A 13,190-nucleotide genomic window follows, 5' to 3' on the forward strand; every position below is an offset into this window, starting at 1 on the left:
CCCCACGCTTTGTCTGGCTAGGATGCGCGCCGGCCAAAGGGAGAAGAGACCATGATGCCATCGGCGCGTTTCGCCGACCTCGACGGCGCCTCGGTGCTGATCACCGGCGGCGGCTCCGGCATCGGTGCCGCGTTGACGGAAGGCTTCATGCGGCAGAACGCGAAAGTCGCCTTCATCGATATCGCCGACAAGCCAAGCACTGCCCTTGCCGACCGGCTGGAGAAGGAGATCGGCCGCCGCCCGCTCTATCTCAAGGCAGACCTGCGCGACATCGAGGCGCTGCGCGCCGCCGCGGCCAGGGCGGCTGAAGCGCATGGCGATGTGACGACGCTCGTCAACAACGCCGCGCTAGATGACCGCCATGCGGTCGAGGACGTCACCGTCGAGTTCTGGGACAACAACCTCGCCGTCAATCTGCGGCCGCATTTCTTCACCGCGCAGGCGGTGGCGCCCGGCATGAAGCGCGCCGGCGGCGGCTCGATCATCAACTTCACCTCCACCTCCTATCTGATCAACCACCCCGACATGCCGGCCTACACCGCGGCCAAGGCAGGCATACTCGGCCTGACCAAGGGCCTTGCCGGCAAGCTTGGCGGCGACCGCATCCGCGTCAACGCGGTGGCGCCGGGCTGGGTCATCACCGAACGGCAGCGCGAGCTTTGGGTCACCGATGAGGGACTTGCCGCCCATGTCGCCAAGCAATGCATCAGGCAAGTGATGCAGCCCGACGACATGGTGGGCACGGTGCTGTTCCTGGCGTCGGATGCTTCGCGCATGCTCACCGCGCAGATGTTGATCGTCGACGGAGGCTTCCTGTGAGCCCGGCACCCGCGGTCGCCGCGCTCGACTGGGGCACGACCAGGCTCAGGGCCTGGCTGCTCGACGGTTCGGGCAAGGTTCTTGCCGAGCGGCGCGGCGACGACGGGTTGATCACCGCCCGCGAAAAAGGGTTTGCCAAGGTGCTGGAAGGCCATCTTGGCGCCATGGGCGCGCCGGACACGCTGCCCGTCATCATCTGCGGCATGGCCGGTTCCCGGCAAGGCTGGATCGAGGCGCCCTACGTCACCGTACCGGCGCCGATCGGCGCCATCCTGCGCGGCGCCGCCCGCATCGAGGACTCGAGCCGCGACATCCGCATCGTGCCAGGCCTCGCGCAGCGCCTGGCCGAAGCGCCGGATGTCATGCGCGGCGAGGAAACCCAGCTTGCCGGCGCCGGTTTGCCGGCAAAGGGACGCCATCTCGTCTGCATGCCCGGCACGCATTCCAAATGGGTCGCGGTCGAGGATGGCTCGGTCGAAGGTTTTGGCACCTGGCCGACCGGGGAATTGTTTTCGGTGCTCGCCACGCACTCGATCCTGAAACATTCGCTGGGCGAGCATCCCGCTCCGGTCGCCGCGGACAGCCCGTTCTTCGGGCAGTGGTGCGAGCGGGCCCTGGGCGAGGGTGGTGACGTCACCTCGAAACTGTTTGCCATCCGCGCAGCCGGCCTCTTGCAGGATCTGCAGCCCGCCGATGCGGCGGCATGCCTGTCCGGACTTCTGATCGGCGGCGAGATCGCCTCGGCAAGGCGCCGCTATGGCGCGAGCGACGCACCGGTGGCGCTGGTCGCCTCGGGCGCGCTGGCCACGCTTTATGGCGCGGCGCTCGGCCTTTCCGGCCTTGCTTTTCGCACTGTCGACGCCGATGAAGCGGTGCGCGCCGGTCTCGTCGAGGCCGCGCGCGAGAACGGCATGATTGGAGGCGCTTGATGAGCCAGACCGCACCCTTCCCGAAGCTGAAACGCGGCCTTGTCGCCATCCTGCGCGGCCTCAAGCCGGCGGAAGCGGTGGCGATCGGCCGGGCGGTCCACGACGCCGGCATCGAGGCGATCGAAGTGCCGCTCAATTCGCCGGAGCCGTTCGTCTCCATCGCCGACCTGGTCCAGGCGCTCCCGCAGACCGCGCTGATCGGCGCCGGCACGGTGCTGACGGCGACGGACGTCGATGCTTTGCACAAGGCAGGCGGACGCCTGCTGGTCAGCCCCAACATCGATGCCGAGGTCATGGGCCGCGCCATGCATCATGGCATGGTGACGATGCCAGGCGTGTTCACGCCCACCGAGGCTTTCCAGGCGATCCGGCTCGGCGCCTCGGCGCTGAAATTCTTCCCCGCCAGCGTGCTTGGATCGAGCGGCATCGCGGCGATCCGCGCCGTGCTGCCGGCAACGACGCTGGTCGGCGCCGTCGGCGGCGTTTCCGACAAGGATTTTGCCGGCTACAAGGCGGTCGGCGTCAGCGTCTTCGGCCTGGGGTCGAGCCTCTACAAGCCGGGCGCGACGGTCGAGGATGTGGCGCAGCGCGCCCGCGCCGCGGTCGCCGCCTGGGATGAAGCTTTCGGAGTGGCGTGATGGACGGCGTTTCGGTTTTTTCCGACCATATCTGCGAGCTCGGCGAAGGCCCGAGCTACGATCCCGCCACCGACACGCTGTTCTGGTTCGACATCGTCAACGGCAAGCTTCTGGAAAAGCCGCTCGCCGGCGCGCTGAAGGTGCATGATCTCGGGGTGATGGCCAGCGCCATCGCCGTCATCGACGACGCCCGCCAGCTGATTGCCACCGAGATAGGCCTGCAGGTTCGCGACGCCGCGACCGGCAAGCTGACGCTGCACACGCCGATCGAAGCCGACAACCCGCTGACCCGCTCCAACGATTCCCGCGTCCACCCTTGCGGCGCCTTCTGGACCGGCACGATGGGCAAGGGCGAGGAGAAGGGCCTCGGCTCGATCTACTGGTTCTTCAAGGGCGAATTACGCCGGCTGTTTTCCGGCATCACCGTGTCGAACTCGATCTGCTTTTCCGAGGACGGGACGATCGCCTATTATACCGATACCTCGACCGGGCTGCTGATGCGCGTCGCCTGCAATCCGGCAACCGGCCTGCCGGCAGGAGACCCGCAAGTGTTCGTCGATCATCGCTCGTCGAAGGGCTATGTCGACGGCTCGGTCGTCGACCGCGACGGCGTGCTTTGGAACGCCGTCTGGGGCGGCAGGGCGGTGAAGGCCTATGCGCCCGACGGCACGCTGCTGCGCGAGATCGCCATGCCGGTGACGCAGGCGTCTTGCCCCGCCTTTGTCGGCCAGAAAGCCGACCGGTTGGCGGTGACCTCGGCCTGGAAAGGCAAGGACGAGAAGCAGCGTGCTCTCGATCCGCAGGCCGGCATGACCTTCCTGCTCGACATTCCGGTCAAAGGCCGCTTCGAGCCTCGCGTGCTGATCGCCTGAGCGGAACGGCGCGCAGCTGTCGCGCAACCGTCCGGCCCGGTCGGTTTCCCGCAAGCCAATCATGGACGCCATGCGATGGTGGCGGCCGACGTCCCTCCAGAGCAGTCCACCCATGCCGCGTAGCAATCCCAAGCTGATCCTCGTCCATGAGCCCGAGAAGGCTTGTTTCGACCGCTTGGTCTCGGACGGCCATGCGCCGGATCGCGCCGCCGAGATATCGTCCTACCTGGCGCAGTCGACCGATCTCGCGCCCGATTTCGATGCGCTGGCCGTCGCCTGCGACAAACGCGGCCTCGCCTTCGTACCGGTGGAACTGGATGCCGCCGCAAACGCGCTCGCCGGGGCTCACCCAAACGTCACGCTGGTCTGGACGCTGACCGACGGCATCGCCTATTTCCGTGGCGGCGCCGCGCCCGCGCTCGCCCGCCTCAACGGCCTGCGCACCATCGGCGCCGACGATTCGCTGTTCGCGCTTTGTCAGGACAAGTTCCGCTGCGGCGCCGTGCTTGGCGCGCTCGGTCTTCCGGCGCCGCAAGCGGGCCTTGCCCGACACGGCGAATGGCTTGTCGAGCCGCCGACGTCGCCTGCCGGTTGGTTCGTGAAACCCAATCGGCTCGGCGCCAAGATCGGCATCTGGCCGGATTCCCGCGTCACCGATCTCGGCCATGCGTTGGAGCTTAGCCGGCGTGTCTTTTCCCATTATCGCGACGATGTCGTCGTCCAGCCCTATGTCGCCGGCCGCAACGTGCGCGCGAGCTTCCTCGGGTTGAAACCCGAAACCGGCGTCGAGGCTTTGGGCGTCTTCTTTGTCGACTCCGGCGGCGACTTCCAGACCATGGCCGATAGCATGGCGCTCTATGGCGAAACCGGCCAGGCCGCGAAGGATGCGGGCACCTATGCCGAGCCGGAGCTCGAGCCCGTCGGCTCGAGCCAGCCGGCGGCCGACCGGAAAATCCGCGCCATTGCGCAAAAACTGATAAGCGGTCTTGGCCTTCGGGATGTCTTTTCCGTCGATTTCAGGGTCGAGGCCGACGACACCGTGCATCTCATCGAGTTCGAGGTGTGCCCCGGCCTGCCCTGTTTCGATTTTCGCGACTATTGCCGCACGCAGTGGGGCCTGAGCCTCGCCGATGCGATGGCGGAGACAGCGGCCAACAGGCTCTTTGGTTGAGACAGGCTCTCGGCGCGATAGCCGCGCCTTGACGCTTGATTCATCGCCTCTACTGTCGCGGCTGTGTCAACGAAAGCCGCGCAATGAACACAACGCCCGTCAGCGTTCAAAGTCTTCACCATCATTTGAAGCGCATGAGCGGCCGCGACCCGCATGAGGAGCATCGGGTCGCCACGCCGCTCGAGCTGCTCTTCGACCTGACTTTCGTCACCGCTTTCGGCCTTGCCGCCTCGCAGCTGGCGCATGCCCTGGCCGAGGGCCATTACGCGGCCGGGCTGCTCGGCTTCGGCTTCGCCAGCTTCGCCATCTGTTGGGCCTGGATCAATTTCTCCTGGTTCTCCTCGGCCTATGACACCGACGACTGGGTCTTCCGCCTCATCACCATGGTGCAGATGATCGGTGTGCTGGTGCTGGCCATCGGCCTGCCGCGCATGTTCGCCTCGATCGAGCATGGTGAGCATCTCGACAATTCCGTCATGGTGCTGGGCTACGTCATCATGCGCGTCGCCATGATCTTCCAGTGGCTGCGCGCGGCCAGGCAGGATCCGGCGCGGCGCGGCATCTGCCTCACCTATGTCACGGCCATCGCCATCGCCCAGGTCGGCTGGGTGGTGCAGATCCTGGTCGATTTCTCGATCGAGACCAGCGCCGTGCTTGCAATCATCCTGCTGCTGGTCGAGCTTGCCGGGCCCGTACTCGCCGAGCGCAGGAATGGCGGCACGCCCTGGCACGCGCATCACATGGCCGAACGCTACAGCCTGTTCGCCATCATCGCGCTCGGCGAAGGGGTTGTCGGCACGTTGGCCTCGCTGTCGGCCGTCGTCGAGGAGCAGGGCTGGAACCTCGATGCCGCGCTTGTCGGCGTCGCCGGCACCGGCCTCACCTTCGGCATGTGGTGGTGCTACTACATGCTGCCGTCGGCGCCGGTCCTGCATGCGCACCGCGACCGCTCATTCGTCTGGGGCTACGGCCAGATGCTGATCGTGGCCGCGATCGTCGCCACCGGCGCCGGCCTGCATGTCGCGGCCTATTTCCTCGAGCACAAGGCCCATATCGGTCCGCTGGCGACGCTGCTCTCAACCGCGATCCCGCTCGCCATCTTCCTCGGCATGATCTATGCGCTCTACTATTATCTCGTGCGGCGCTTCGACCCGTTCCACATCTGGCTGCTGCTGGCCACGGCGGCGGTCGTGGCACTTGCCGTCGCCGCCGCGATTGCCGGCGTCGACATGGCGGTGTGCCTGATCATTCTGACGCTGGCGCCGGCGGTCACCGTCGTCGGCTACGAGATCCATGGCCACCGGCATGAGGCGGAATCGCTCGCCATCGACGAGCGGCACACGCTGCACTGACGGGTTTTCGAGGCTGGTCAGATGCCTTCGACCAGTACGATCTCGCCGTCGGCCACTTTCTGGCGGATCGCGACGGCGCGCTGGTATTCCGGCGAGTGGTAGCAATCATGCGCCGCCGCCAGCGATTCGAACTCGATGATCACGTTGCGGGCGCGGCCCGGCCCTTCGGCCTTTTCATGCTCGCCGCCGCGCGCCAGGAATTTCGCGCCGAAGCGGTCGAAGGCGAGCTTCGCGGCGGCGACATAGTCCTTGTAGCCCTCGGCGTCGCGCACATCGACACGGGCGATCCAATATCCCTTCGGCATTCTTTTTCTCCTGTCTGTTTTCGCGAACGAGGACCAGTTCCGAAAGTCGCTCCGGTGAGGCAGCTGGTGGTGCTTTCGAGAACCGGCCTTCGCCGTAGCCTTCATGGAACGGAGACTTATGAGGGCTTCGGCCGGCGAAGGCCGGAGCGGAGCGTACTTAAAGTACGTGAGCACCGGAAGCGCAGAAAACGCCGCCAGATGACCGCCGGAGTAGAGTTTCGAAACTGGTCCTCAGGCCGACTGCATTTCGGCGAGTATCGCTTCGGCTGCCGCGCGCCGGTCCGGCGCCGCGACGATCGGCCGGCCGACGACCAGGTGGCTGGCGCCGTTGCGGATCGCCTGCGCCGGCGTCACCACGCGTTTCTGGTCGCCATGGTCGCTGCCGGCCGGCCGGATGCCCGGCGTCACCACCGCCATGTCGGGTCCGACGATCCGGCGCACCGCCTCGGCCTCCTCGGCCGAGCAGACGATGCCGCCCATGCCGGTGTGCAGCGCCTGTTCGGAGCGTCTGAGCACCAGCGTGTGCGGGTCGTATTCATAGCCGGCGTCGATCATGTCCTGCTCGTCCATCGAGGTGAGCACGCTGACCGCCAGCAGGCAAAGCTCGCTTCCCCTGGCCGCGTCCACGGCGGCCCGCATGGCCTTCGGATAGGAATGGATGGTGAGCATCGTCATGCCCATCCTGACGATGTTCTCGACCCCTTTGGCCACCGTGTTGTCGATGTCGAGCAGTTTCATGTCGAGGAACACCTTGGTGCCGCCGCTGGCCAGTTCTCGCGCGAAGTCCAATCCGCCGACGAAGGCGAGCTGGTAGCCGATCTTGTAGAAGGAAACGGCGCCTTCGAGCTCGCGCACCGCCTTCTCGGCCTCCTTCAGCGTCGGCAGGTCGAGCCCGACGATCAGCCGCTCCCGCATTGCATCGGCCTCCGCGAAATTGATCACGCCTCGATCCGGGTGGACAGCATGCGCGAGGTTTCGATCAGTGTACGGCATAGGCGCTCCATCGATTGGTGTAGTCTGGCGTCCTTGAACTGTCCGTCCTCGGCGAACGCCGTGTCGGCCTCGGAGACCGAGCATTCCGGCGTGATCACCTCCATCTGGCAACGCACCAGCACCGCGCGCAGATGATTGATGCAGCGTATGCCGGCGAATTTGCCCTCCGACGACGAGCAGAGTCCGACCGGCTTGCCGGCAAGCGGTCTGTACGCGCGGCTGCCGTCGCGCCGTATCCGGCTCACCCAGTCGATGCTGTTCTTGAGCAGGGGCGGGATCGAGCCGTTATATTCGGGCGTCGCGATCAGCAACCCGTCATGGGCGGCGATCTGCCGGCCGAGCTTGATGGCATTCTCGGGGAGGCCTTTTTCCTTTTCCAGGTCCTCGTCCATGATCGGCAGCGGATAATCGCCGAGCGAGATGCGCGTCACCTCGGCGCTCTGCATGGCGAGTTCCTTCTGCGCCGCATCGGCGGTCCGGCCGCTGAAGGCGCCGGTCCGGACCGAGCCGGCGAAGACAAGGATTCTTGGGATCACGGGCATTGCTTCGCAAAAGGCAGTAGGGAATAGGCATTAGGCATTAGGCATTAGGCATTAGGCATTAGGAGAGTGGTTTCCTGACTATTCCCTACTGCCTTATCCCTCCCTTCGGTAGATCCAAAGCTGCGTCGGCGGGATGTTGCGGATGATGAAATCGAAATGCTTGACCGTGTAGTTGCCGCGGCCGGGCGGGATTGGCGACAGCGGGCCGTAGGTCAACTGCACGATCGGCCTGCCGGCGGGAATGCGGTCGAGCAGGCTTTCGATATAGGCGATGCGCTGGGCGACCGGGAAGTTGAGCAGCGGCACGCCGGAAACGACCGAATCGAACACCATGTCGCGCTTGTCGCCGAGCGTGGCATTGAGATTGAAGGCGTCGCCCTCGATCACGTTGACGCCCGGATAGAGCCCGCGCAGATGGCGCACGAAGTCGGTCGAGTATTCGACCGCGTAGAGGTTTTCGGGCTTCACGCCCTGGGCCAGGATGGCGCGGGTGATGACCCCGGTGCCGGGCCCGACCTCGAGCACCGGCAGGCCCGATCTCGGATTGACGATCGACGCCATCTTGCGGGCGGTGATGGAACTGGTGGGAACGATCGAGCCGACGGTTTTCGGCTTGTCGATCCAGCCTTTGAAGAACTTCAGCTCGTCGTCGAATTTTTCCGCCAGCGCTTTGCGCAACCCGGGACTACGTGCCATGCGAGCTCTCCTCAATGCTCACCCCCCGATCCGCTACTTAGCAGTTGGGTGGAACAAGGCAAGGCGTCAACCTGGCATAAGGTGTTGACGACGCTTGGGAAGCCGAACGCAAGTCGCTCAAAAGCGCGAAGCGGTTTTGGGACAACGACTTGCGTCAAAAAGACCTCAGCCTTCGCCGAACGACTCGAAGAAGTCCTTCATGCGGGCGAAAAAGCCGCTCGACTGGGGCGAATTGTCCTTCGAGGAGAGTTGCTCGAACTCTTCCAGCAATTCGCGCTGGCGGCGCGTCAGGTTCTGCGGCGTCTCGACCGCCGTCTGGATATAGAGATCGCCGACATTGGGCTGACGCAGCACCGGCATGCCCTTGCCCTTCAAGCGGAACTGGCGCCCGTTCTGCGTGCCTTCCGTCACCTTGACCTTGGTCTGCGTGCCGTCGAGCGTGGTGACCTCGAAGGAGCCGCCAAGCGCTGCCGTCGTCATCGAGATCGGCACTTTGCAGTAGAGATCGGCGCCGTCGCGCTGGAAGAATTCGTGCGGCTTGACCGCCAGGAAGATGTAGAGGTCGCCGGACGGTCCGCCGCGCAGGCCGGCCTCGCCCTCATTGGCCAGCCGGATGCGGGTGCCGTCCTCGATGCCGGCCGGGATGTTGACCGACAGCGAGCGCTCCTCGGTGACGCGGCCCTGTCCGGCGCATTTCGGGCAGGGGTCCTTGATCGTCTGGCCGCGGCCCTGGCATTGCGGGCAGGTGCGTTCGATCGAGAAGAAGCCTTGCGTGGCGCGCACCTTGCCGTGGCCGTGGCACATCGAGCAGGTCACCGGCTGCGTGCCGGGCTTGGCGCCGCTGCCGGAGCATTCCGAGCACGAGATCGAAGCCGGCACGCGGATCTGCGCCGTCTTGCCGGCAAAGGCTTCTTCCAGCGTGATTTCCATGTTGTAGCGCAGGTCGGCGCCGCGTTCGCGGCCGCCGGAGGAGCGGCGCTGGCGGCCGCCCATCATGTCGCCGAAAATATCCTCGAAGATGTCGGCGAAGCCGCCGGCGCCGAAACCATGCGCGGCGCCGTTCATGCCGCCCTGCTCGAAGGCGGCGTGGCCGAAACGGTCATAGGCGGCGCGCTTCTGCGGGTCCTTCAGCGTCTCGTAGGCTTCGTTGATTTCCTTGAACTTGTGCTCGCAGGCACCGTCACCCGGGTTGCGGTCGGGATGGAACTGCATGGCGAGCTTACGGAAAGCGCTCTTGAGTTCCTTGTCGTCGGCGCCTTTTTGCACGCCCAGCGTTTCGTAGAAATCAGCTTTCATTTTTTCCCGCTGTCCGGATGCTCAATGTCTTCAAGCATTGTTGGCGACGTTTGCCGGCACGTTCTTGGATTTAGGAGCGATGTTTCCCGGATGCTAGTGCCAAGCCGGCGCCACTCCGGGTTTTTCCGTCACATTTTCAGGCAGGTCCGCACTTTTTCAACGAAGGTTGCAAAAAAGCCCGGCCTTGCGCCGGGCTTTTGCACTTATTCGCCGTCAGCCGGCTCAAGCCGACTTCTTCTTGTCGTCGTCTTCGTCGATTTCCTCGAAGTCGGCGTCGACCACGTCCGAATCCTTGGCGGCATCCGCCTTGGCGTCGGCTTCGGCCGCTTCCTTCTGCGAGGCCTCGTACATGGCCTGGCCGAGCTTCATCGAAGCTTCGGCAAGCGACTGCGACTTGGCTTCGATATCGGCCGGGTCGTCGCCTTCGGCCGCGGCCTTCAGCGCGGCGATGGCGTCGGCGATCGCGGTGCGGTCAGCCTCCGAGACCTTGTCGCCATAGTCCTTGAGCGACTTCTCGGAAGAATGCACCAGCGCTTCGGCCTGGTTGCGCGCCTCGACGAGGGCACGGCGCTTCTTGTCCGCGTCGGCATTGGCCTCGGCGTCCTTCACCATCTTCTCGATGTCGGCGTCGGACAGGCCGCCCGAAGCCTGGATGCGGATCTGGTGCTCCTTGCCGGTGCCCTTGTCCTTGGCCGAGACGTTGACGATGCCGTTGGCGTCGATGTCGAAGGTGACCTCGATCTGCGGCACGCCGCGCGGGGCCAGCGGGATGCCGACCAGGTCGAACTGACCGAGCATCTTGTTGTCGGCCGCCATTTCGCGCTCGCCCTGGAAGACCCGAATCGTCACCGCCGACTGCGAATCCTCGGCGGTCGAGAAGGTCTGGCTCTTCTTGGTCGGGATCGTCGTGTTGCGCTCGATCAGCCTGGTGAACACGCCACCCAGCGTCTCGATGCCCAGCGACAGCGGCGTCACGTCGAGCAGCAGAACGTCCTTGACGTCGCCCTGCAGCACGCCGGCCTGGATGGCGGCGCCGAGAGCGACGACCTCATCCGGGTTGACGCCCTTGTGCGGCTCCTTGCCGAAGAACTGCTTCACGATCTCCTGGATCTTGGGCATGCGGGTCATGCCGCCGACCAGCACCACTTCGTCGATCTCGCCGGCCTTCAGGCCGGCATCCTTGAGCGCCGCCTTGCAGGGCTCGATCGTGCGCTGCACAAGATCCTCGACCAGGCTTTCGAACTTCGCCCGGGTGAGCTTCATCGTCAGGTGCTTCGGGCCGCTGGCGTCGGCGGTGATGAAGGGCAGGTTGATTTCGGTCTGCGTCGTCGACGACAGCTCGATCTTGGCCTTTTCCGCGGCTTCCTTGAGGCGCTGCAGGGCAAGCTTGTCGTTCTTCAGGTCGATGCCCTGTTCCTTCTTGAACTCGGCCGCCAGATACTCGACGAGCCGCATGTCGAAGTCTTCGCCGCCGAGGAAGGTGTCGCCGTTGGTCGACTTCACCTCGAACACGCCATCGCCGATTTCCAGCACGGAAATATCGAAGGTGCCGCCGCCAAGGTCATAGACGGCGATGGTCTTGCCGTCCTTCTTCTCCAGGCCATAGGCGAGCGCCGCGGCCGTCGGCTCGTTGATGATGCGCAGCACCTCGAGGCCGGCGATCCTGCCGGCGTCCTTGGTCGCCTGGCGCTGGGCGTCGTTGAAATAGGCCGGAACGGTGATGACCGCCTTCTCGACCTTCTCGCCGAGATAGGCTTCCGCCGTCTCCTTCATCTTCTGCAGGATCATGGCCGAGATCTGGCTGGGCGACTGCTTCTTGCCGCCGGCCTCGACCCACGCGTCGCCATTGTCGCCCTTGACGATCTTGTAGGGGACAAGCTTCTTGTCCTTCTCCGTCACCGGGTCGTCATAGCGGCGGCCGATCAGGCGCTTGACCGCGAAGATGGTGTTTTCCGGATTGGTGACCGCCTGGCGCTTGGCCGGCTGGCCGACGAGACGTTCGCCGTCATTCGAGATGGCGACGATGGAAGGCGTCGTGCGCGCGCCCTCAGCGTTCTCGATCACCTTGGGGTCCTTGCCATCCATGATGGCGATACAGGAATTGGTGGTGCCGAGATCGATACCGATAACTTTTGCCATTGTTCTAGTCTCTCCTCTAAGCAGGCTCTCAGGACCCTTCAAAAGGCGTTCCGACGAAAGCCCCTGTTCACAAGAAATCCCATCGCGGTCCCCGCTTTTCGAGGCCGGACGGCTGGCGCGTATATAAGAACAGGCGACACAAGGCGCAAGCATTCTGCGCAAGGTGTCCGTCGTCTCGGCGCGGGCCGGAAGGCGAGCCGCCGCGCCTTGCGGCAGGACCGGCGCCAGATTGCGCTATCGCATTGTTCCGGATCGCTTTTTTGAAACAGGCGCGGTTGACGGCGCGCGGATGGGCCTTCCGGGCAGGGCACGGCTTGCCCTGGCGGGCGTGACTTTCGGTCGCGAAAGCGCCGGAAATCCGCGTTGCCGCCATGGTTTTCGGAACCTGGCGACGAGATTTGAAGAGCGCCCGGCGCCCTGGCAAAAGCCCTGCCGGGCGCGTGGCCCGGCAGGGTATCCCGGGCTTAGAGCCCGTTGTCCTTGAGAATCTTGGCGGCGTTGTCCTTGGTGACCTTTTCCGTCGGCAGCGTGATGGTCTTCTCGACCTTCTCGCCATTCAGGAACTTGATCGCCTGGCGCAGGCCCTCGGCGCCCGGCGTGACATAGGTGAAGGTCGCCGTCAGCTCGCCCTTGTTCACCATCTGCACGCCTTCGTTGGGCAGGCCGTCGATGCCGATGAACTTGATGTCCTTTTCGCGCCCGACATCCTTGGCCGCGAGATAGGCGCCATAGGCCATCGGATCGTTGTGACCGTAGACGAGGTCGATCTTCTCGTTGGTCTTCAGCGCGTTGGCCATGATGTTGTAGGCCTGGTCCTGCTTCCAGTCGCCCGACTGCTGGTCGAGCAGGTACTTGATGCCCGGCTCCTTGTCGGTGAACTCATGGAAGCCGTCATGGCGGTCATGCGCCGGCTGCGTTCCCATGCCGCCCCAGATCTCGACGACGTTGCCGGCCGCCTTGCCCTTGCCGCCGAGGAGCTCGACGGCGTATTCGCCCGCGGCGCGGCCGATCAGCGCGTTGTCGCCGCCGACGAACTGCGTGTAATCCTTGGTGTCGACATTGCGGTCGAGCACGAAGACCGGGATCTTGGCGTCGATCGCCTGCTGCACCACGCCGGTGAGCCCGGCCGATTCCTTCGGCGACACCAGCAGCGCGTCGACTTCCTGGCGGATCAGGTTCTCGACATCGGCGACCTGCTTTTCGGTCTTGTCCTCGCCGTCGGTGATGATCAGCTCGACGTCCGGATGCTTGGCGGCTTCCGCGATGATGTCCTTGTTGAACTGGGCGCGCCAGGGCTCGATGGTCGTCACCTGCGAGAAGCCGATCTTCCACTTCTTGTCCTGGGCAAAGGCATGGTTGCCGGACAAGATTGCGGTGGTCGTCAGAAGTGCCGCCGCGAAAGTGGCGAGCTTCAGCATATCACGTCGTTTCATGGTCC

The 13,190-nt window shown here is 64.8% G+C and carries 13 protein-coding genes; 6 read left to right on the plus strand and 7 right to left on the minus strand.

Translation table 11 applies throughout. The features are described 5' to 3' along the window. The first annotated feature begins 51 nt into the window (after positions 1–51). The 6 genes from FJ424_RS11330 (at position 52) to FJ424_RS11355 (ending at position 5,781) form a co-directional block, all read left to right on the plus strand. On the plus strand, positions 52–819 hold the full coding sequence (locus FJ424_RS11330; protein ID WP_140654577.1) for an SDR family oxidoreductase: 768 nt from the start codon (positions 52–54) through the stop codon (positions 817–819). Next, on the plus strand, positions 816–1,748 hold the full coding sequence (locus tag FJ424_RS11335) for a 2-dehydro-3-deoxygalactonokinase (protein ID WP_246677220.1): 933 nt from the start codon (positions 816–818) through the stop codon (positions 1,746–1,748). The genes FJ424_RS11330 and FJ424_RS11335 overlap by 4 nt, the downstream gene beginning before the upstream one ends. Continuing rightward, entirely contained in the window at positions 1,748–2,386 is a 639-nt protein-coding gene (locus tag FJ424_RS11340; RefSeq protein ID WP_140654573.1) for a 2-dehydro-3-deoxy-6-phosphogalactonate aldolase, read from the plus strand. Before FJ424_RS11335 ends, FJ424_RS11340 begins: the two co-directional genes overlap by 1 nt. Next, positions 2,386–3,258 carry an SMP-30/gluconolactonase/LRE family protein gene (locus tag FJ424_RS11345; protein WP_140654571.1) on the plus strand — a complete coding sequence of 291 codons (873 nt, stop codon included), beginning with the start codon at positions 2,386–2,388 and terminating at the stop codon, positions 3,256–3,258. Before FJ424_RS11340 ends, FJ424_RS11345 begins: the two co-directional genes overlap by 1 nt. A gap of 112 nt (positions 3,259–3,370) precedes the next feature. Beyond that, the gene (locus FJ424_RS11350; RefSeq protein ID WP_140654569.1) at positions 3,371–4,429 is read left to right on the plus strand and encodes a D-alanine:D-lactate ligase-like protein; all 1,059 of its coding nucleotides are present in this window, start codon (positions 3,371–3,373) and stop codon (positions 4,427–4,429) included. An 83-nt stretch (positions 4,430–4,512) separates the two neighbouring features. Next, positions 4,513–5,781 (plus strand): low temperature requirement protein A, encoded by a 1,269-nt coding sequence (locus FJ424_RS11355; protein WP_210239409.1) that lies wholly within the window; start codon positions 4,513–4,515, stop codon positions 5,779–5,781. Positions 5,782–5,798: 17 nt separating this feature from the next. Here the strand turns inward: FJ424_RS11355 and FJ424_RS11360 are convergent, their stop codons facing one another. The 7 genes from FJ424_RS11360 to FJ424_RS11390 all read right to left on the minus strand — a co-directional run bounded on the left by FJ424_RS11360 (position 5,799) and on the right by FJ424_RS11390 (position 13,185). Next, positions 5,799–6,086 carry a DUF1330 domain-containing protein gene (locus FJ424_RS11360; RefSeq protein WP_040986451.1) on the minus strand — a complete coding sequence of 96 codons (288 nt, stop codon included), beginning with the start codon at positions 6,084–6,086 and terminating at the stop codon, positions 5,799–5,801. 231 nt (positions 6,087–6,317) lie between these two features. Continuing rightward, positions 6,318–7,001 (minus strand): orotidine-5'-phosphate decarboxylase, encoded by a 684-nt coding sequence (gene pyrF / locus FJ424_RS11365; RefSeq protein ID WP_140654620.1) that lies wholly within the window; start codon positions 6,999–7,001, stop codon positions 6,318–6,320. Positions 7,002–7,024: 23 nt separating this feature from the next. Beyond that, positions 7,025–7,621, minus strand: coding sequence for an NADPH-dependent FMN reductase (locus FJ424_RS11370; protein WP_140654567.1), 597 nt, complete (start codon positions 7,619–7,621; stop codon positions 7,025–7,027). A 93-nt stretch (positions 7,622–7,714) separates the two neighbouring features. Further along, positions 7,715–8,317 (minus strand): phospholipid N-methyltransferase PmtA, encoded by a 603-nt coding sequence (gene pmtA, locus FJ424_RS11375; RefSeq protein ID WP_140654565.1) that lies wholly within the window; start codon positions 8,315–8,317, stop codon positions 7,715–7,717. 165 nt (positions 8,318–8,482) lie between these two features. Further along, complete coding sequence (gene dnaJ, locus FJ424_RS11380) at positions 8,483–9,613, minus strand: molecular chaperone DnaJ (RefSeq protein ID WP_140641991.1); 1,131 nt, start codon at positions 9,611–9,613, stop codon at positions 8,483–8,485. A 222-nt stretch (positions 9,614–9,835) separates the two neighbouring features. Next, positions 9,836–11,752, minus strand: coding sequence for a molecular chaperone DnaK (dnaK, locus tag FJ424_RS11385; protein ID WP_140654563.1), 1,917 nt, complete (start codon positions 11,750–11,752; stop codon positions 9,836–9,838). 464 nt (positions 11,753–12,216) lie between these two features. Beyond that, positions 12,217–13,185, minus strand: a complete 969-nt coding sequence (locus FJ424_RS11390; protein ID WP_140654562.1) for a substrate-binding domain-containing protein — start codon at positions 13,183–13,185, stop codon at positions 12,217–12,219. Between the last annotated feature and the right edge of the window lie 5 nt (positions 13,186–13,190).

It is taken from the genome of Mesorhizobium sp. B3-1-8 (genome assembly GCF_006439495.1).
In the GTDB taxonomy this organism is placed as follows: Bacteria; Pseudomonadota; Alphaproteobacteria; order Rhizobiales; family Rhizobiaceae; genus Mesorhizobium.